The organism is Actinokineospora diospyrosa, assembly GCF_024171925.1.
Lineage (GTDB): Bacteria > Actinomycetota > Actinomycetes > Mycobacteriales > Pseudonocardiaceae > Actinokineospora > Actinokineospora diospyrosa.
In genome coordinates this window covers 19942-38402 of the sequence record NZ_JAMTCO010000009.1, presented here as the reverse complement: position 1 = coordinate 38402, position 18461 = coordinate 19942, and the positions used below count along the sequence as shown (strand labels likewise).

16 protein-coding genes are annotated in these 18461 nt (G+C 70.2%); 5 read left to right on the top strand and 11 right to left on the bottom strand.

Annotated elements, in window-relative coordinates; genetic code table 11:
* Window positions 1-29 precede the first annotated feature (29 nt).
* Window positions 30-1400, bottom strand: coding sequence for a tryptophanase (locus LV75_RS18425; protein ID WP_253888178.1), 1371 nt, complete (start codon window positions 1398-1400; stop codon window positions 30-32).
* Between the two features lie 47 nt (window positions 1401-1447).
* Complete coding sequence (locus LV75_RS18420) at window positions 1448-2467, bottom strand: tryptophan dimethylallyltransferase family protein (protein WP_253888177.1); 1020 nt, start codon at window positions 2465-2467, stop codon at window positions 1448-1450.
* 719 nt (window positions 2468-3186) lie between these two features.
* On the opposite strand from LV75_RS18420, the gene LV75_RS18415 reads away from it, so the two are divergent.
* Window positions 3187-4530, top strand: a complete 1344-nt coding sequence (locus LV75_RS18415; protein ID WP_253888176.1) for a hemolysin family protein — start codon at window positions 3187-3189, stop codon at window positions 4528-4530.
* On the top strand, window positions 4527-5564 hold the full coding sequence (locus LV75_RS18410) for a hemolysin family protein (protein ID WP_301319416.1): 1038 nt from the start codon (window positions 4527-4529) through the stop codon (window positions 5562-5564). The genes LV75_RS18415 and LV75_RS18410 overlap by 4 nt, the downstream gene beginning before the upstream one ends.
* A 1136-nt stretch (window positions 5565-6700) precedes the next feature.
* On the opposite strand, the gene LV75_RS18405 is transcribed toward LV75_RS18410, so the two are convergent.
* The 5 genes from LV75_RS18405 to LV75_RS18385 form a co-directional block, all read right to left on the bottom strand.
* Window positions 6701-7297 (bottom strand): GTP-binding protein, encoded by a 597-nt coding sequence (locus LV75_RS18405; RefSeq protein WP_253888175.1) that lies wholly within the window; start codon window positions 7295-7297, stop codon window positions 6701-6703.
* Complete coding sequence (locus tag LV75_RS18400; protein ID WP_253888174.1) at window positions 7278-7649, bottom strand: DUF742 domain-containing protein; 372 nt, start codon at window positions 7647-7649, stop codon at window positions 7278-7280. Before LV75_RS18400 ends, LV75_RS18405 begins: the two co-directional genes overlap by 20 nt.
* Entirely contained in the window at window positions 7649-8116 is a 468-nt protein-coding gene (locus LV75_RS18395) for a roadblock/LC7 domain-containing protein (RefSeq protein ID WP_253888525.1), read from the bottom strand. Before LV75_RS18395 ends, LV75_RS18400 begins: the two co-directional genes overlap by 1 nt.
* Before the next feature lie 26 nt (window positions 8117-8142).
* Complete coding sequence (locus tag LV75_RS18390; protein ID WP_253888173.1) at window positions 8143-10638, bottom strand: nitrate- and nitrite sensing domain-containing protein; 2496 nt, start codon at window positions 10636-10638, stop codon at window positions 8143-8145.
* Window positions 10639-10776: 138 nt separating this feature from the next.
* Window positions 10777-10980: a hypothetical protein gene (locus LV75_RS18385; protein ID WP_253888172.1), complete on the bottom strand. Its 204-nt coding sequence runs from the start codon at window positions 10978-10980 to the stop codon at window positions 10777-10779.
* Window positions 10981-11028: 48 nt separating this feature from the next.
* On the opposite strand from LV75_RS18385, the gene LV75_RS18380 reads away from it, so the two are divergent.
* Window positions 11029-11850 carry a DNA/RNA non-specific endonuclease gene (locus LV75_RS18380; RefSeq protein ID WP_253888171.1) on the top strand — a complete coding sequence of 274 codons (822 nt, stop codon included), beginning with the start codon at window positions 11029-11031 and terminating at the stop codon, window positions 11848-11850.
* A 105-nt stretch (window positions 11851-11955) separates the two neighbouring features.
* The gene (locus LV75_RS18375) at window positions 11956-12747 is read left to right on the top strand and encodes a peptidase M10A (RefSeq protein WP_253888170.1); all 792 of its coding nucleotides are present in this window, start codon (window positions 11956-11958) and stop codon (window positions 12745-12747) included.
* Between the two features lie 98 nt (window positions 12748-12845).
* On the opposite strand, the gene LV75_RS18370 is transcribed toward LV75_RS18375, so the two are convergent.
* Entirely contained in the window at window positions 12846-13571 is a 726-nt protein-coding gene (locus LV75_RS18370; protein ID WP_253888169.1) for a response regulator transcription factor, read from the bottom strand.
* Between the two features lie 216 nt (window positions 13572-13787).
* Between LV75_RS18370 and LV75_RS18365 the strand changes: the two genes are divergently transcribed.
* On the top strand, window positions 13788-14570 hold the full coding sequence (locus tag LV75_RS18365) for a peptidase M10A (RefSeq protein ID WP_253888168.1): 783 nt from the start codon (window positions 13788-13790) through the stop codon (window positions 14568-14570).
* Here LV75_RS18365 and LV75_RS18360 read toward each other — a convergent pair whose 3' ends face one another.
* The 3 genes from LV75_RS18360 to LV75_RS18350 are packed head-to-tail and all read right to left on the bottom strand — an operon-like array spanning window position 14571 to window position 18408.
* On the bottom strand, window positions 14571-15182 hold the full coding sequence (locus LV75_RS18360) for a hypothetical protein (RefSeq protein ID WP_253888167.1): 612 nt from the start codon (window positions 15180-15182) through the stop codon (window positions 14571-14573). It lies immediately after the preceding gene.
* Entirely contained in the window at window positions 15179-15547 is a 369-nt protein-coding gene (locus LV75_RS18355; protein WP_253888166.1) for a hypothetical protein, read from the bottom strand. Before LV75_RS18355 ends, LV75_RS18360 begins: the two co-directional genes overlap by 4 nt.
* Window positions 15544-18408, bottom strand: coding sequence for an RHS repeat-associated core domain-containing protein (locus LV75_RS18350; RefSeq protein WP_253888165.1), 2865 nt, complete (start codon window positions 18406-18408; stop codon window positions 15544-15546). Before LV75_RS18350 ends, LV75_RS18355 begins: the two co-directional genes overlap by 4 nt.
* Between the last annotated feature and the right edge of the window lie 53 nt (window positions 18409-18461).

Genomic DNA, 18461 nt, shown 5'->3' with positions numbered 1-18461 from the left:
CCAGGGTAGGTGCGGACCCTGTGGATGCTCTAAGACCGGACGGGCTCCACGCGGCAGTTGAAGTGACGTAGCAGCGGCGGGGCAGACACCATCCGGTAGCCGGGCACCTTCTCCGGGCTCTTAGCGATCTCCGCGACTACCTCGGCCACGTACTCCAGGTGGCTCTGTGTGTAGACGCGGCGTGGGATGGCCAACCGCACCAACTCGTAAGGGGCGGCCTTGACGAGGTCACCGTTCTCGTCCTCCTCCCCCAGGTAGAGGGTGCCCAACTCGGCGCAGCGGATACCGCCCGCCAGGTAGAGCTCGGTGGCCAGCGCGTGCCCGGGGTACTGGGCGGGCGGGATGTGGGTGAGCAGCCGTCCGGCGTTGAGGTAGAGGGCGTGGATGCCCGCCGGTTCCACAATGGACACGCCCGCGGCCTTGATGAGGTCCCCCAGGTACCGCGTCGCGGCGGCGCGGGCGGCGAGGTAGCGCGGGTCGACGACCTCCGTCAGCCCCTGGGCCAGCATCTCCAGGTCGCGCCCGGCGAGGCCGCCGTAGGTGCGGAAGCCCTCGGTCGCGATGAGCACCAACTCGCACTGGGCGGCCAACTCGGGGTCGCGCAGGGCGAGGAAGCCGCCGATGTGGGCGATGGCGTCCTTCTTCAGGGAGGCCACCGCGCCGTCGGCCAGGTCGAACGCGGCCCGGGCCACCTCGGCCGGGGTCTTGTCCGACCAGCCCGGTTCGCGCTGCACGACCAGCCACGCGTTCTCGGCGAAGCGGGCCGCGTCGAGGAAGAACGGCACGCCGTGCTCGCGGCACAGGTCCCGCACCGCGGCCAGGTTCGCCATGGACACCGGCTGCCCGCCGCCGCCGTTGTTGGTGATGGTCATGACGACCACGCCGACCGACTCGGGACCGGCCAGGACCGCGCGCAGGGCGTCGAGGTCGATGTCGCCCTTGAAGGGGTGGTCGCTGTCGAGGTCGGCCGCCGCGGCGCAGGGCAGGTCGAGCGGGGTGCCGCCCGCGAGCAGGACGTTGGCCCTGGTCGTGTCGAAGTGGGTGTTGCTCACGCACAACTGGCCCGGCTTGAGCAGCGCGTTGAACAGGATCCGCTCGGCGGCCCGGCCCTGGTGCACGGGGAAGATGTGCGGGTACCCGGTCAGCTCGTCGACCACGCCGCGGAAGCGGAACCAGGACGACGAGCCCGCGTAGGTCTCGTCGCCGAGCGCGCCGCCCGCCTGCTGCGCGGCCGAGAGCGCCCCCGTACCGGAATCGCTGAGCAGATCGATGGTGATTTCATCGGCGCGCAAGTTGAACGGGTTGTACCCCGCCCTGGCCATTGCCGCTTCGCGTTCGGCCCGGGTCAGGATCGGAATGGGCTCGACGACCTTGACGCGGTATGGCTCCATGAGCGGCATCTGCTGTTTACGTCCTTTTCCTCGACGGTTTTCCCTGGATTCCCGGGTCAGGCGGCGCCGACCGCCTCGACCGCGGGCGCGGCGACGGCGTAGGCCTCGGCCGAGAGGTAGACGGTCACGCCCGGCCGCGGCCTGCCCATGCGCAGCGACACGTGCGCGATCAGGCCGACCCCGGAGTCGAGCGGTCGGTCGGTCACCGCGGCCACGGCGCGGTCGAGCACAGCGGCGTCGAAACCGTGCGCGGACAACAGGGTCTTGGTCCGCGCGAGCGCCACCTCGTCGTCGCGCACGTAGTCGCGCACGGGCAGGTAGACGGAGAACCCGCGCGGGCGCTCATCACCGTCTAGGTAGATGTGACTGGTCACCAGCGGACGGCCGTCGTAGGAGTCGAGGCCGCCGATGGTCGCGGTGAAGTCGGCGAGCACACCCGCGTCGGTGAGCGGGCACGCCGCGCCCAACCGGGTCAGCTCGCGCAGCCCGGCGCGGAAGTGGCTCTGGTAGACCTTGACCCGGGAGCGGGGGGTGTCGTCGAGGTCGATGGCGAAGAACGAGAAGCGGTCCAATGTGGACCCCGGGCGCGGCGCGTGGGCGCTGAGGTCGGGCCACGCGGCCGCCAGGCCGAGCCGGTCGAGCCCGGCCGCGACCAGGCCCGGCGCGGCGGCCTGGCCGTGCACCTGCGGGTTGAGGTAGACCTTGACCGCGACCCGCGCTTTCGTGACCACGATGGAGAACCACAGCGAGAACACCCCGCGCGGCTCGGCGGGCAGGAACAGCTCGCGCACCGCGGTGAACCGCTCGAGCGAGAGCGGGTAGCGCTGCGCCAACCGGTCCAACGCGGCCAGCGCGGCGCGCAGGTTGGCCGCGGGCCCCGGCTTGCGCGCGCCCGCCTCGACCAGCAGCCGCAGCGTGTGCGAACCGTCCTCTTCGAACGCGATGGAGTACTCGACCGGGGTGTGGTCATCGGCCACATCGGAGCGCCACGGCGCGGGTTCGTCGAGCGGGCGGGAGCCCGCGGGCCCGATGATGTCGGCGAGCACGTCGGCGACCTCGTCGGCGCGGTGGGTCAAGCCCACAACCGCACACAACCGCCGTACCTGTGTCCCGGTGTGTCCGTTGAGCGAGACCGCTCTCGACCGCGTGATCCTCACGTGCAGACCCCTACCCAGCCATTCACCCACACCGACGACATCAGGCAACGTACGGGTGAATACGAACCACTCACTACCGCCAACGCGGTGATCCACTCCGGACGAGCACTGACTGAGCGTAAATGAGGAATGGATCCGAAATCCGCTGTTGCCGGATTGTGGGCGCCATGCTAGCGACAATGCGGCGACCACGGAGGGTCGCCGGAAACCGCCGAGGTCCCTGTGAAGCAATTCACTTCGTGAACAATTTACAACTATTGCCGTACCGCGTCCGCGATCCACTGAGCAGTGCCGACACCCGCCACCGGCGCGGGCGGACCGGTCCACCGGTGATCAACGCGCGCGCGTGCGCGCGCGTGCCCCCGTGACCGTGCGTGCGGACGGGCGTGCACGGCGCGATCTTCGTCACGTGGGACGCCCGATGCTCCGATCGGGGTGCGCCGTTGACACCCCGCTCCAGCGCGATTCCCGGTAAGTCCATGGTGGACGGTGGGCGCGGCGGGTATCGGACGTCGAATCGGACACCGTGTTAGCGTTGTGGGCATGTCTTCGACTGATGGCTGCAGTCCCGGGCCGGGTCACGCCCGGCTCCAGACTCGCCTCGCCCGCTGCCCCGCCGTGACCACCCCGGAGGGCCGGTGCTGATCCTGATCGGCGTGCTGTCCGTCCTGCTGCTCACCGCGGCGACCGGCTACTTCGTCGCCCAGGAGTTCGCCTACGTCGCCGTCGACCGCAACCGGTTGCGCCAGCTCGCCGAAGACGGCGACAAGGCGGCCGAACGCGCCTACCGGGTCACCCAGCGGCTGTCGTTCGTGCTCTCGGGGGCCCAGTTCGGCATCACCGTGACCGCGCTGCTGGTCGGTTACGTCTCCGAGCCCTTCCTCGGCGACGGCACGGCCGAGCTGCTCGGCCTGGCCGGGCTGCCCGACGGGGTCAGCACGGCGCTGTCGCTGGTGGTCGCGCTGCTGTTCTCCACGGTCGTGCAGATGGTCTTCGGCGAGCTCGCGCCGAAGAACCTGGCGATCGCCAAGCCCGAGGCGCTGGCCAGGTCGCTGAGCCGGTCCACCCTGGTCTACCTGGCCGTCGCGGGCCCGCTGATCCGGCTGTTCGACACGGTGTCGACGCGGCTGCTGCGCGCGGTGGGCATCGAGCCGATCGAGGAGCTGCCGCAGGGCGCCACCGCGGAGGACCTGCGCGGCATCATCGGCGAGTCCCGCCAGGGCGGGCACCTCGACGCCGGGACCACCCGGCTGCTGGAGGGCGGCCTCGACTTCCGCACGCTCACCGCGGGCCAGGTGATGACGCCCCGGGTGGACGTGCACCTGCTGCGCGCCGACGAGCCCGTGGTCCGGGTGGTCGAACTGCTCGACACCGGCCGCTCCCGCTTCCCGGTGGTCGGCTCGGACGTCGACGACGTCATCGGGGTGGTCGGCATCGCCGAGGTGCTGACCGTGGCCGCTGCCGACCGGGCGAGCACCCCGGTGCACGAGATCGCCGTCGCCCCGCTGTTCCTGCCCGACAGCCTCCCGCTGCCCGAGGTCCTCGAGCGGCTGCGCGCCGAGCACCGCCAACTGGCCTGCGTCGTCGACGAGTTCGGCGGCTTCGCAGGCGTGGTGTCCTTCGAGGACGTCGCCGAGGAGGTCGTCGGCGAGATCCTCGACGAGGACGACCACATGGAGGTCCAGGCCGTGGCGCACGCCGACGGGTCCTGGTCGGTGCCCGCCCGCTGGCGGGTCGACGAGGTCGCCGAGGTCACCGGGATCGAACTGCCGGAGAGCGCGGGCTACGACACCGTCAGCGGCCTGGTCATGCAGCACCTGGGCCGCGTCCCCCGCCCCGGCGACCACGTCGAGGTCCAAGTGGCCTTGGCCGCTGACGACCTGGACGAGGGTCCGCACACCGCGGTCGTATCGGTCACCGAGGTGCACCGCCGGGTCCCGCGCACGGTGCTGGTGTCGGTCCGCTCGGAGGTGTCGGCATGAGCACCGGACCCGCACTGCTGGTGTCGTTCGTGCTGCTGGTCGCGAACGCGTTCTTCGTGGCGGCCGAGTTCGCCCTGGTCGCGAGCAAGAGGCACCGGCTCGAGGAGGCCGCGGCCGAGGGCAGCCGCGCGGCCAGGGCGGCCGTCGCGGGGACCCGCGAGCTGTCGGTGATGCTCGCAGGCGCGCAACTGGGCATCACCCTGTGCACCCTGGGCCTGGGCGCCCTGGCCAAGCCCGCGGTCGCGCACCTGCTCGACCCGCTGTTCACCGCCCTGGGCCTGTCCCCCGCCTGGAGCTACCCGATCGCCTTCATCCTCGCCGTCGCCATCGTGGTGTTCCTGCACATGGTGGTCGGCGAAATGGCCCCGAAGTCCTGGGCGATCTCGCACCCCGAGCGGTCCGCGCAGTGGCTGGCCCTGCCGTTCCGCGCCTTCACCCGGGTCTTCCGCCCGGTGCTGACCATGCTGAACGGACTCGCCAACGCAACGTTGCGCGCGGTGAAGGTCGAACCGCAAGACACGGTGGCACAAGCGCACGGACCGGACGACCTGCGGATGTTGCTGCGGGAGTCGCGGGAGCACGGTCTGCTGCCGGAACAACAACACCAGATGCTCTCCGGCGTGCTGCAGTCGCAACGGACGACAGTGGGCCAGGTGATGGCGCCGCGGTCAGCGATGGTCGCGGTGCACTCATCGGCCTCGGTCGGCGAGATCGAAGACGTGTGCCGCACAAGCGGTCGGTCGCGGTTGATCGTGCTGGACGCGCGTGGGGAGCCGGTGGGCTTGGTGCACGTGCGGGACGCGGTGCGAGCGACGATGGTGTCGGCGTCGGTGACTGCTGAGGGGCTGATGACGGACGCGTTGGTGCTGGACGCTGAATTGACGGCAGCGGACGCGGTGGGGCGGATGCGGGGGGAACGGGCTCAGTTGGCGTTGGTGTCGGCGCGTGGGGAGGTTGTGGGGTTGGCGGCGTTGGAGGATCTGTTGGAGGAGATCCTTGGGGAGTTTGAGGATGAGACTGATGCTGGCGCTTGAGGGCTGGTGTTGGTGGGGTGTGCTTGAGGTGGCGCGGGGTGCTTAGTGGGACGCGCTTGAGGCTGGCGCGCGATGCTTAGTGGGTGCGCTTGAGGCTGGTGCGTGGCGCTAAGTGAGGTGGGCTTGAGGGCGTGCGGGCGCTTAGCGAGGTGCGTTTGAGGGTGGCGCATGGTGCTTAGCGGGGTGCGCTTGAGGGCTGGCGCGGGCGCCTAGTGAGGTGCGCTTGAGGGCGTGCGTGGCGCTAAGTGGGGTGCGCTTGAGGGTGGCTGGCGTGTGGTGGTTGGGTTGATGCGCTTGATGGCTGGGGGCTGGCGGGTGGTGCTGGGGTTGTTTGTCCACAACGGTTGTGGCTGTCCACAGGCTGCTGCTTGGTGCTCCCGGGTTGTCGGTGTGCGTCGGTAGGCTGTATATCGGGGGCTCTTGGTGTAGATGATCTTGCGGGCTGGTTGTGGTTGTCCACAACGGTTCTGGGTGTCCACAGGGTGCTGTTCGGTGCTGCCGTTGTGTCGGTGCGCGTCGGTAAGCTGTGTATTTGGGGGCTTTCGATCAGGTTGATCTTGACGTCAGCCGTGGCTGGGAGTGCGGGGCAAGAGATTCGGGCCTCCGCCTTCGGCTCCGGTGAACGGCTCGCCTTCGGCATTGCATCTGATCCGCGACAATGCGACAAGCTCGATGGGGCGAACTTGTTTTGCGCGGGGCCCCTACAACACCCGACGCAGAACCGCAAAGCAGGGGCCCAAAAGCAGGCCCTGCCGCGCGGAAACGCTACGGGTGCCGTCCCCCCACACAAAACAAGTCCGCCCCATCGAGCCGGCTTGGCACCAGCGAGTCCGACTGTCCAGGTGCTGGGAAGGTGGGCTGGGGCGGACCTGACGGGGGGCGGGTTGGCACCGGCGGGTCCGAGTGTCCAGGCGCTGGCCAGGTGGGTCGGGGCGGACCTGACGGGGGGGCGAGTTGGCACCGCAGGGTCCGAGTGTCCAGGTGCTGATCAGGTGGGCTGGGGCGGACCTGACGGAGGGCGGGATGGCACTGCAGGGTCCGAGGGTCCAGGGGGCAGCACTGCGTCAGAGTCCGGATTGGGGCAGGGCAAGGGGAGCAGGCTCCTGGACAGAATGGTGGCCTGCTCGGACGACCGGCTAGACGGGGGCTTTGTTGAGGAGGTCCATTGTGTACTGGACCAGCTCGACCAGGACGTCCTTGCTGGAGTCCTTGATGCGGGCGTCGCAGTTGATGATGGGGACGGTGGGGGCGATGTCGAGGGCTTGGCGGACTTCCTCGGCGGTGTGCTCCCAGGATCCCTCGAAGCCGTTGACCGCGATGATGAACGGGATGTCGCGGCGTTCGAAGAAGTCGATCGAGGGGAAGCTGGAGTCCAGCCGCCGGGTGTCGACCAGGACGATCGCGCCCAGGGCGCCGTGGGCGAGTTCGTCCCACATGAACCAGAAGCGGTTCTGCCCGGGGGTGCCGAACAGGTACAGCACGACCTGGGGGTTGATGGTGATGCGGCCGAAGTCCAGGGCGACCGTGGTGGTCTCCTTGCCTTCGATGCCGCGCATGTCGTCCACGCCGACGCTGGCTTCGGTGAGGACCTCCTCGGTGCGCAGCGGGGGGATCTCGCTCACCGAGTTGACCATGGTGGTCTTGCCGACGCCGAAGCCGCCTGCCACGACGATCTTGATTGAGGTGGGGACCACCGGGGTGTCGCTCACCTGTTCAGATCCTCCGAATGCCATCGAGTACCGCCTGAAGCAACTTCGTGTCGTTGATCTCCGTGGTCTGGAACAGCGCGCCAGCCTGCACGTCGCCGCGTTCGATCAGGTCGCTGAGCAGGACCTTGACCACCACGAGCGGCACGTTCAGGTAGGCGGCGACCTCGGCGACCGAGAGCGGGACCTTGCACAGGTCGATGATCTGCAGGTGCTCCGGGCTCAGCGTCGAGGGGTCCGACGGCGGGCGGGCTACCCGGACCTGGGTGACCAGGTTCAGGTTGGGCGCGTTGGGCCGGGTGCGCCCCCTGGTCATCGCGTACGGGCGGACCAGGGGTCCGGCCGCCTCGTCGAACCACCAGTCCGCCTCGCCGGACATCACGAGGGCCGACGACCGGACACGGTGACCGGGGCGCCACCGCGCGGGGCCGACGCCAGGTGGGCACCGACCCGTTTCACCAGCATGTTCATCTCGTAGGCGATCATGCCCACGTCGGCGTCCTCCTCGCCGAGCACGGCCAGGCAGGCGCCGCGACCGGCCGCGGTGACGAACAGGAACGCGTGGTCCATCTCCACGATCGTCTGGCGGACCTGGCCGCCGCCGAACTGGCGGCCGGTGCCCCTGGCCAGGCTCTGGAACGCCGAGGCCATCGCCGAGAGGTGTTCGGAGTCGTCCTTGGACAGCTCGGCGGAGCGGCCGAGCAGCAGCCCGTCCGCCGACAGCACGACCGAGTGGCGGATCCCCACGACCCGGCGGACCAGGTCGTCCAAAAGCCAGTTCAGCTGGTGGTCCTGACCGATCTTGTCGTTCACCTTCGGCTGTTCCTTCCCCGTCGTCCCCGCCATCAACCCCTCGGCCGCACCCGGGGGGTTCACTGCTGCGCTCCATCGGTTCGGCGCGCCTGCCTGGTGCCGCGCTGGAAGGCGGCCATGGTGTCGCGGACCCGTTTCGCGGTCTGTTCGTTCTGCTCGGGCTCGGCGTCGACCTCCCAGTCCGGCAGCACCGGCTCGTCGCGCAGCTGCGGGGCCAGGTTCTGCTGGCGCTGCCTGCGCGGCAGGACCGGGCGCTCCCCCTGAGCTGCCGCGGAACCGTCCGCACGAGCACCCTCTGCCCGAGCACCCTCTGGGCGGCCACCGTCGCGGTGCCCGTTGTCCGTGTGCGGCGAGTCCCCCACCCCGTTCCCGGCCACGGCGACCGGGTGCTCCGGCGCCTCCTCGTCGGTCAGCGGCCACTGCGCCGCCACCTCGGCCTCCGCGCGGGTGAGGTCGTCACCGGCGTCGGACCAGAACTTGTCGATGCCGCGCTGCGGCGGCCCCACCACCGCGTCGCTGTCGACGACCGGGGCCGCGCGGTCGAGCGCCTTGCGCGGCCGGGGGCTCGGCGCGTCGGACTCGGGCACGAACTCGGGTGTCTCGGCGACGATGTCGGAGGGGATGAACACCAGCGCGACGGTGCCGCCGTAGGGCGACTCGCGCAGCTCGACGCGGATCGCGCGGCGCGCGGCGAGGCGGGCGACGACGAACAGGCCGAGGCGGGACTCGCCGCGCAGCGCCATCGCGTCGAACTCCGGCGGGTGCGTCAGCATCTGGTTGTGCTGCTCGCGGTCCTCGGCGGTCATGCCCAGGCCGTGGTCCTCGATCTCCACGACGACGCCGCCGGAGACCTGGCTGGTGTAGACCTCGACCTGCGAGCGCGGCGGGGAGAACGAGGCCGCGTTGTCGACCAGTTCGGCGACCAGGTGGATGGTGTCGGCGACCGCGACGCCGTTGAGCGCGACGTCGGGGACCTGGCGCACGCGGACGCGGACGTACTGCTCGGTCTCGGCGACCGCGGCGCGCAGGATGTCGAGCAGCCGCACCGGTTTGCGCCACTGCCGACCGGGCTGCTCACCGGCGAGGATGATCAGGTTCTCGGCGTTGCGGCGGGCGCGGGTGGCGAGGTGGTCGAGCTGGAAGAGGGAGTCGAGGTGCTCGGGGTTCTCCTCCTCGCGCTCCATCTTGTCCAGGATCTTGAGCTGGCGGTGCACCAGGCCCTGGTGGCGGTGGGCGATGCCGAGGAAGACGCGGTTGACGCCCTCGCGGGCCTGGCTCTCCTTCACCGCGGCGGCGATGGCGGTGTACTGGGCGGCGTTGAACGCGTCGGCCACCTGGCCGATCTCGTCGGTGCCGTAGTCCAGCGGCGGCACCTCGGCGCCGACGTCGACCCGGTCGCCCTGGCGCAGCCGGTCGACGATGCCGGGCAGCTTCTCGTGGGCCAGTTGCAGGGAGTCGTTCTTGAGCTGGTCGAGGCGGGTGACCAGGGCCTTGTTGACCAGCCTGCGCGAGATGCGCACGGCGAGCACGATGCCGGTGACCACGGCCAGCAGCGCGATGAGGCTGCCGATGATCACCTCGAAGAACTTCTGGTCGGCCCGGTCCAGGCCCAGCTCCACCCCGCCGGTGGCCTGCTCCACGGCGAGCTTGATCAGCTCCTCCGAGGCGCTCTGCGTGATCGCCTCCCACTCACCGGCGTTGACCGGCAGCACGACCGGCTCGGCGCGGCGACCGCCGGTGTCGGACAGCCGCGGCGCGGCGCCGATCAGGGCGTTCTCCGCGCCGGTGAGCCGCAGCCAGGACTCCGAGGTGATCAGCCGCTGGTAGTGCGCCTTGACCTCGTCGGTGCCCGCGGCGGCGGCGTTGGCGACGGTGGCGCGGTAGGAGCCGACCAGGTTGGCGAACTCGACGTGCTGGTCGGCGGTGAACGCGCCCGCGGTCAGCGCGGCGGCGCCCACGGAGGAGGCGCGCGACATGCGGTCGGCGGCGCGGAAGATGTCGGTGGCGGTCAGACCGGCCTGCACGACGACCGAGTCGGGCACGATGCGCGCCTGGGTGTCGAACAGCGCGGTACCGGCGTCGAGCACGGTGTTGTAGTAGGTGTAGATCTCGGTGGCGTTGGCGCGGCCGGACTCGACCTGGGCGCGCCGCTGCGGCAGCGGCGCCAGCGCCTGGTTGAGGGCCTGCACCCGGGCGTTGACCTCGGCGGGGGCGTTGGCGGAGAGGCCGTCGAGGGCCACCCGCAGCTCCTGGACCACCTTGTCGGTGGTCTGCTGCTGGGTCTTGAGCGCGAGCGTGTCGGGGTTGGTCGAGCTCAGCACGGTCATGGTGAGCTGGCGCTCGCGCTGCAGCGCGGCGAAGGTGTCGACCGCGGGGATGGAAGCGTCCTGCACACCGCTGGTGACGGCCTTGAGGTAGATGCCGTCGAACACGGTGTAGGACGAGAACACCGCCCACATCACCAGCAGGATGACGCTGGGCACCACCACGACACCGGTGAGGCGGGACCGGATCGTCGTGGTCGACTTCGCGGGCGACCCGCTGTTCCGCTTCACAGCTCTCCACACTCGTCGGCTGCCACTGACGCCACCAGGCGGGTTTCGCCCTGGCGAGTGACAGACCCGATCCAAACAAGATCAATCTAACTCAGCGCCAGCGATCACACGCGGTACGCAAGAATGGAGCGTACCGGTTCACCCGTAAGCGGACGTGACCGGTCCGTGTCCTGAGATGGCGACCCCGGCGAACAGCAGGGAGACCCGGCGGACGGCGTCCCCGGCGCGCGGCGGGTCGTTGTACCAATCGCGGCGGCGGGCACGCAGGGTTGCCCACCCGGGCACCCCCGAGGGCGCGGTGCGGTGTCCTCGGCCGCCGGGCCCTTGCCCCGGGCGGTCCACGGCGGCACCGTTCACCCCGTCCCCGGCGCACGGCGGAAGGGAACCCCGATGACACCCCCGCGATCCGGCTACGACCCCGACTTCCTCGGCCCACCGCTGCCGGTACCCGCGCTCGGTCCGGGGCCGGACGCCGACGCGGTCCGGCTCGACGGGTCCACGCGCGTGGACTACACGCACTTCTCCCTGGCGCTGAGCGCGTCGCGCGGCTTCGCGTTCTGGGTGGCGTGGAACGTCGACGGCGGCGGGCTGCGCAAGCTCGCCCGCACCGGCATCCCGTTCCTCAAGGACCCCCGGCTGCCCGCCGACGTCCAGGTCGGCGACGAGGTGTACCAGGGCAACCGGCTCGACCGCGGGCACCTGGCGCGGCGCGCGGACCTGTTGTGGGGCACCGAGGCGGAAGCGCGGCGGGCCAACCGGGACTCGTTCTACTTCACCAACATCACCCCGCAGGTCGAGGACTTCAACCAGAGCGTGCGCGCCGGGCTGTGGGGCCGGTTGGAGGACGCGCTCTACGCCGAGGTCGAGGTGGACCGGTTGCGGGTCAGCGTGTTCGGCGGCCCGGTGTTCGGCGCCGACGACCGCGCGTACCGGGGTGTGCTGCTGCCGCGCGAGTTCTGGAAGGTGATCGCCTCGGTGCAGGCCGGGGTGCTCAAGGCGAGCGCGTTCGTGCTGACGCAGGACCTGAACCGGGTGGAGAGCTTGGAGTTCGCCGAGTTCCGGGTCTACCAGGTGCCGCTGGCGGAACTGGGAACCCGGGTGGCACTGGGCTTCCCGCCCGCGCTGCTGGCCGCGGACGCGGTGGCGCCGGTCGCGGCCGGGCTCGGGCAGCGGCCGCCGTTGGGCTCGTTGGCCGACATTTCCTGGTCCTGACCAGGGTTCGGGGCGACACCCGAAACACACCCGTGATCACAACCGGGGCACTCCCCGCGCGGCTGAGGCTTGTCCTATCAAGCCAAGAGCCGAAGGGGACCACCGATGCGCCGCAGCAAGATGACCGCAGCACTGGCCACTGTTCTCGCTGCCTGCGCCGTGATCCTCGCCGAGCAGCCGGTCGCCGACGCCGCCGACGAGACCGAGCTGTACCTGGTCGCGACCGCCTACACCTACGACGAGGCGGTCGGCGGGGACGCCGCCACCGGCTCGGCCGCGAAGGCCGCCGCCGACACCTCGTGCACCGACTCCACCTACGCGCTCAAGACGTGGAAGGTGAACTCGCTCAACTGGCTCTACAACGGCGCGGGCGTCCCGGCCAAGATCGCGGGCACCGCGCTGGGCACCATCACCGCCGCCACCGACACCGTCGCCAAGGCCACCAACCGCTGCGGCCAGGCCGCGATCACCGCCAGCACCTTCAAGTACGCGGGCACCACCGCGGTCAAGCCGCAGGTCGCCACCAACGCCACCTGCACCGGCAACGACGGCAAGTCCGTCACCGGCTGGGGCGCGCTGCCGGCGAAGATGCTCGCCTACACCTGCACCTACTACAACGCCCGCGGCGCCGTGGTGGCCTCGGACACGCTGATCGACAACGTGGCCTACACCTGGTTCACCACCAAGCCCGCCAACTGCACCGGCCAGCAGTACGACCTGCAGACCACGCTGACCCACGAGCGGCTGCACACCGCGGGCCTCGGGCACGTCGACCAGGCCAAGAACGCCGCCCAGGTGATGACCCCGGCCAGCTCGCCCTGCGACACCTCGCGCCGCCTGCTCGGCGCCGGTGACTACGCGGGCCTCAAGGCCCTCGCCGCCCGCGCGACCCGGTAGTCCCCCACTCGACACGGCCGGTGGCCCGCTCCCAACCAGGGAGCGGGCCACCGGCCTGTTCGGGGTCTGCCAGCGGACGCGGCGCGGTAAGGAAGCGGTCAGACCGAGGTCAGCGGGCCGTAGCGGCGGACCCCCGCCGGTCGGTAGCGGTAACCGACGCCGCGCACGGCCGAGAGGGGCGCGTCGTTGCCCGCCCAGCCCAGCTTGCGGCGCAGGCGCAGCACCGCGAACTTGACCCGGTCGGTGGCGATGCCGGTCGGGTCGTCCCACACCGAGGCGAGCAGGTCGGTGAGGGTGAGGGCGGCGCCCGCGTTGCGCACGAGCACGGTGAGCAGGCGGAACTCGGTCCCGGTCAGCTCCAGCTCGCGGCCGCCGACGGTGACCAGGCGGGTGCGCGGGTCGACCCGGACGTCGCCGTCGTCGTAGACCTCGCCGACGCCCGCGTGGTCGCGGCCGGTCCTGCGCAGCAGCGCCTCGACCCTGGCGAGCAGCTCGATCGGGGCGAACGGGGTGGTGAGGACGTCGTCGGCGCCCGCGCGCAGGCCGCGGACCGTGTCGGCGACGCCGTGGTCGGGCGAGAGCAGCAGCACCGGCAGGTCGGCGAGCTCGCGCACCCGGCGCAGCACCTTCCAGGCGTCCATGCCGCCGACGCCGGGCAGGCCGAGGTGCAGCAGCAGCAGGTCGGGGCGGTACTCGTGCAGCGCGCGCAACCCGGAGCGCCCATCGCGGGCGCAACGCAGGTCGTGGCCCGCGCCGTCGAACAGCAGCCGCAGCACCACGAGGACGTCCGGGTCGTGCTCCACCGCGAGGATCCGGGACGGCACCGCGCTCACCCCCTCCGACGCCGGGCTCCCCGACGGGCCCGGCGTGATCCACGGTAAATCCGGACGAACCGCCCCGCACAACGCGGATGTCACCCACAGGTGGCTACGTTGCGCAACCGAACGGCAACTGTCCGCTCAACTCTTTCGCTCCCAGGCCGTGTCAAGCTGACTGCCATAGTGACCCACGCCACACTTTGTCGAGTGGAAGGACTTGTCATGCGCCGCAGCAAGGTCACCGTCGCCCTCGCCATCGCCCTCGCCGCCGGACTCGCGGTGGCCCCGGCGGCGCCCGAGTCGACGGGGACCGCAGACGAGCAGGTGTTCGTCGTGGGGCAGGCGATCTACGCCGCCGACGACGACGCGCAGTACGCGGGCGCCTCGGCCCCCGCGGAGGACACCGCGTGCACCGACAGCAGCTACGCGCTCAAGACGTGGAAGGTCAGCGGCACCTACAACTGGTACTACAACGGCGACGGCGCCCCGGCCGCGGTGGCGAGCACCGCGCTGGCCGCCATCACCAGCTCCGGCGACACGGTCGCGAAGGGCCTCAACCGGTGCGGGATCACCAGCGGCCTGACCACGGTCTACAAGTACGCGGGCACCGAGAAGATCAAGCCGCAGGTCGCCAGCGACCTGACCTGCACCGGCAACGACGGCAAGAGCGTGACCGGCTGGGGCGCGCTGCCGCCGAAGGTGCTGGCCTACACCTGCACGTTCTTCAACGCCAAGGGCGTGGTGATCGCCTCGGACGCGCTGATCGACAACGTGGTCTACACCTGGTTCACCGCCAAGCCCGCCAACTGCGCCGGGCAGCTCTACGACCTGGAGACCACCATGACCCACGAGCGCCTGCACACCGCGGGTCTGGCGCACGTGGACCAGGTCCGCAACGCCGCCCAGACGATGACCCCCTCCAGCGCCCCGTGCGACACCTCGCGCAGGCTGCTCGGCGCCGGTGACCTCGCGGGCCTCAAGGCCGCAGGAACCTCGAAGAAGTAGTCACCGCAACGAGATCTTGCGCACCGTCGGCCCACGCACCGCCGACATCCGCTCCCACTCGTCGCTCGGCAACGGCCGGAACCGGGGCTGACCACCAGGCCCCGGTTCCGGGTCGAGCAGCACACTGCGGACCTCCCCGGTCAGGTACCCGACCAGGAACTCCACGGCGCTCAAGGCGAACCGCTCCAGAACGGGGTGGTCGTCGTCGAAGCGCCAGATGCCGCCACTGGAAACAACCACCGTCCACGCCGAGGGATCCCACAACAGCACCGGCCTGCTCCCCCGCGCCCACGGAACCAGCCCACCGGGCTCGGGGAACACGGCATCCGGAACGTCCTCGGGGTGCTCGTCCCGCCACTGCCGCAACTCGTCCAGCTCGACGCGGAACTGCCGCTGCAACACCGGAACCCCATCAACCCGGTACGGCGGCTGCACGATCACACTGTCACCGGAAGGACTCCAGAACTCCCCCGGCGGGAAGACCCGGTGCAGCTCCAGGTACTCCTCGGGCAACTCGAACCCGAGCCCCCGGTGCACCACGTCCCAGTCCGTGGTGGCGTAGGACGCCCCGTCCCACCCCACCACTGTCGCCAACTCCGCGACCGCGCTCACCACAGGCTCCCGTGCGCATCCGATCGGGCCTGCCGCGGGCGATAGGGCTCAGCGCCCTCTGATCGCGACAAGATCTGACTGGGTAGCTCACCCGCCACCAACGCGGAGAGGATGTCGACCGCCGTGCCGTCGAACTCCTCCCAGTGGTCGTAGTTGAGATCCGACAACACAACCGGCCACTTGTCCGGATCCCCACCGTCCACGAGCCAGAACAGCAGGCCAGCTCCGGGGCGGGTACATCGTGCCCAGGGCAACAAGCCCGGGATCTGCGGGTAGACCCCGTACGGGAGGTCCTCCACCTCCTCCCGCAGGATCGCCAGGGCACCCGCGAACATGTGCGGCAAGTCCCCCTCACGCCCGCTCACCGTAGGCGGCGCCAGCAGCACTGCACCCGCATAATCTCCCGCAGGCACGAGGGTGAGCAACTGCTTGTAGTCGTCGGGCAACGCGAACCCGAGCAACCGCTCCGTGACCGACCAGTCCGGCAGGTAGTGCGGCGTGCCGGACCAACCGATCGCACTGACCAAATCAGCCACCCCTTGAAGGTGATGCCATGCGCCGCTGCCTTCGCCTTGTTCACATTGGGGATGGATACGGTACACACCCACTTGTTGTCGTTGCCCACAGCGGTCGCGACGATGGCTGTGGGCACCGGGTTGTTGGCGTCGGCGTATACGGGGACCACAGTCATATGTACCGGGTTGTTGTGATCCCTGACCTGCTTGACCACCTTGTACTCGAACTTCCAATACCCCCAACTGTTGTTGGTCAGGTCCTGGCCGCAGGGCACAAAGTTCGCGATGTCGGTGTTCGACCCGTTGAGCTTGTGCGCGATGAGGTGGCAGCGCGCCATGCGCGATGTCCCTGAGGTGTCGAGTCCGGGAAGCTCCAAGCGCCGATCAACCCGGTCGTCGGTGTTGACTGAGACGACGCAGGCCACTGCCATTGTCGAACGGTTGTCATCCAACCCGTTGTGAACGATCGGCTGACGTGGTCCGTATACCTGCCAGTTGTGCGTGCACCTGCCGCGGTTCTCATCGGTCCCGCCGGTCGTGCCCGTCGAGCCTCCCCCACCCGCGCCCGGGCCAGGTTGTGGCTCATCGGTAGAGCCTGGGAGCGCACCCTGCAGGGCGGTCTGGCCACTCACCACCGAGGCGACGATCGTTCCCGCGTCGGCGATCAGCGTGAGCACCGAGGGAGCCAGCGTCGGACCGGATGGCGGCTTGACGACCGGCGTCAGCGCCTTGAGCAGCACCCGAGCGGCCTGGGCCGCTCGGGTCGCCGCCGCGGCCGCCCCGTTCGACCCACCGCCACCGCCACCCGGTGCCGCGGTGCTCACGCGCGACTTCGGCGGACGGTTGGGTGGGGCGCCGCCGCCCGCACCAGCGGGCACGACCGAGACCGGGTTCGAGTTCTGCTTCTTGGACCCGCACCCCACCGTTCGACACCCTGGCACATCGCTGAGGCTGTCGGGGCCACCGTGCTGGTTGGGCAGGATCGGCTTCGGTTGGGGCATCGGTCCCAAGCTGCGCACGAGGTTCGACTTCTCGATGCGGGAGACAAGGACGAGGATCGTCGCGGTGGTGCAGATGGCCCCGACCGCTGCGGCGACAGGGGGTGCGGGGGCAGTCAACGCCACCGGCCCGGCGCAGTGCCCCAGATGGCCGGAGGGATCGGTGTAGTTCATCGGACTGGCATTGCCGTACGTGTAGCGGTTGTGGCCGACCGCGCCCGGACCCGACGGGCCGGTGATGTCGTCGCGGGCGTAGAAGGTGCCAGTGCCGGGGTTGTACCAACGGGCGGCCATGTTGACCCGACCGGTCACGTCATCGGTCCACTCGGACTGGTAGCCCAGCGGGTGCGCCGGGCCGGTACGGGCTTGGACGGAACCGAACGGGTCGTAGGCGGCGGAGTCGCTGATCGCACCGGCTGCGGTGTAGGTGCCGACGAGGTCGGTGTGCCGATCGGTGAAGGCCAGACCGCTGGCGGCGCCCTGGGTGAGACCGAGCAGGTCACCACTGGGCAGCCGACTGTAGGTCGCGGTCCCGTCGGCCGCGAGGTCGTTGCCCATGCTGCTGTAGGAAACCCCGGTGCCAATCCTGCGGTCGAGGCTGTCGTAACCGTAGTTGCGCGTGCCGTCGACAACCAGTCGGTCGAAGGCGTCCGCCCGGTACTGCGTGGTGACACCGCCGGTCGTGGTGCCCTCCAACGTCCCGCGGGCGGTGAAGTCGTACGCGGTGCTGCCCGCGGTCACCAGCCGGTTGCGCTGGTTGTAGGTGTACGACGTCGAGCCTGCGGTGAGCCTGTTGCCGTTCTTGTCCCAGGTGTAGGCCGTGGTCGTGCTACCGCTGGTCCAACTGGTGAGCCGCCCGGCCAGGTCGTGGGCATAGGTGTTGCTCGCCGCGCCCGCCGTCCCGCTGGTGGTCTTGCTGGTGAGCCGGTCGGCGTCGTCGTAGCCGTAGCTGATGGACGCGGTGTCCGCACCCGCCGCGTTCTTGACCTTGTCGGTGAGCATTCGGTCCAGGTCGTCCCAGGTGTAGGCCCGCGAGCCGTTGCCGGTGCCGTAGCCGACGGAGGTCATCCGTCCCGCGTTGTCGTAGCCGTAGGTCGCGGTGGTCCCGGTCCTGGGATCAGCCGCGGTGAGCAGGTTCCCGGTTGGCGTGTAAGTGAACGAGGAAGTGCCCGCGGCATCGGTACGGCTGCTGAGCCTGCCGTTGTCGTCGTAGGTGTGGCTCGCGGTGCCGGACGGGCCCGCCATGGTCAGCAGGTTTCCCCGATCGTCGTAGGTGTAGGTGTTGTTCCCGGTGCCCGCCTTCGCCGAGGTGATGCGGCCTTCGAGGTCGTAGCCGAGCTCACGGGCGTCTGTTGAGACCGCCGTGCCGGTGCCGGTCTCGTTGGTGAGGTTGCCGAGCACGTCGTACACCCGGTTGCGCACCACACCGCCGGGCTGCGCGATCTTCGTAGGTCTGTGCAGGGCGTCGTAGGTCGTGGTCCAGGTGCGGTTGGAAACCGCGCTGTGCTGCGGCGTCGTCGGCTCCAAGACCGACTCCAGCAGGTTCCAGGCGTTGTAGCCGGAGATCGTCTTGTTGTTGTTGGCGTCGGTCAGGCGGGTTTGGTTGCCCGCCGCGTCGTACCCGAAGCCAGTGGTGGCCGAAGTGCTCGCGGTGAGCGGCTGCGTCTCGCTCACCGTACGACCGAGCGCGTCGACCGCGATCGTCGTGGTCACCGACAGCACTGCTGACGACCTCGTGCACGGCCGACGAACCGGCACCGCCCGCA

Coding starts and splice junctions, on each gene's coding strand:
- LV75_RS18405 (WP_253888175.1), bottom strand. CDS start 7,297: ATGGCATTCGGAGGATCTGAACAGGTGAGCGACACCCCGGTGGTCCCC.
- LV75_RS18395 (WP_253888525.1), bottom strand. CDS start 8,116: ATGGCGGGGACGACGGGGAAGGAACAGCCGAAGGTGAACGACAAGATC.
- LV75_RS18375 (WP_253888170.1), top strand. CDS start 11,956: ATGCGCCGCAGCAAGATGACCGCAGCACTGGCCACTGTTCTCGCTGCC.
- LV75_RS18425 (WP_253888178.1), bottom strand. CDS start 1,400: ATGCCGCTCATGGAGCCATACCGCGTCAAGGTCGTCGAGCCCATTCCG.
- LV75_RS18380 (WP_253888171.1), top strand. CDS start 11,029: ATGACACCCCCGCGATCCGGCTACGACCCCGACTTCCTCGGCCCACCG.
- LV75_RS18410 (WP_301319416.1), top strand. CDS start 4,527: ATGAGCACCGGACCCGCACTGCTGGTGTCGTTCGTGCTGCTGGTCGCG.
- LV75_RS18365 (WP_253888168.1), top strand. CDS start 13,788: ATGCGCCGCAGCAAGGTCACCGTCGCCCTCGCCATCGCCCTCGCCGCC.
- LV75_RS18400 (WP_253888174.1), bottom strand. CDS start 7,649: ATGTCCGGCGAGGCGGACTGGTGGTTCGACGAGGCGGCCGGACCCCTG.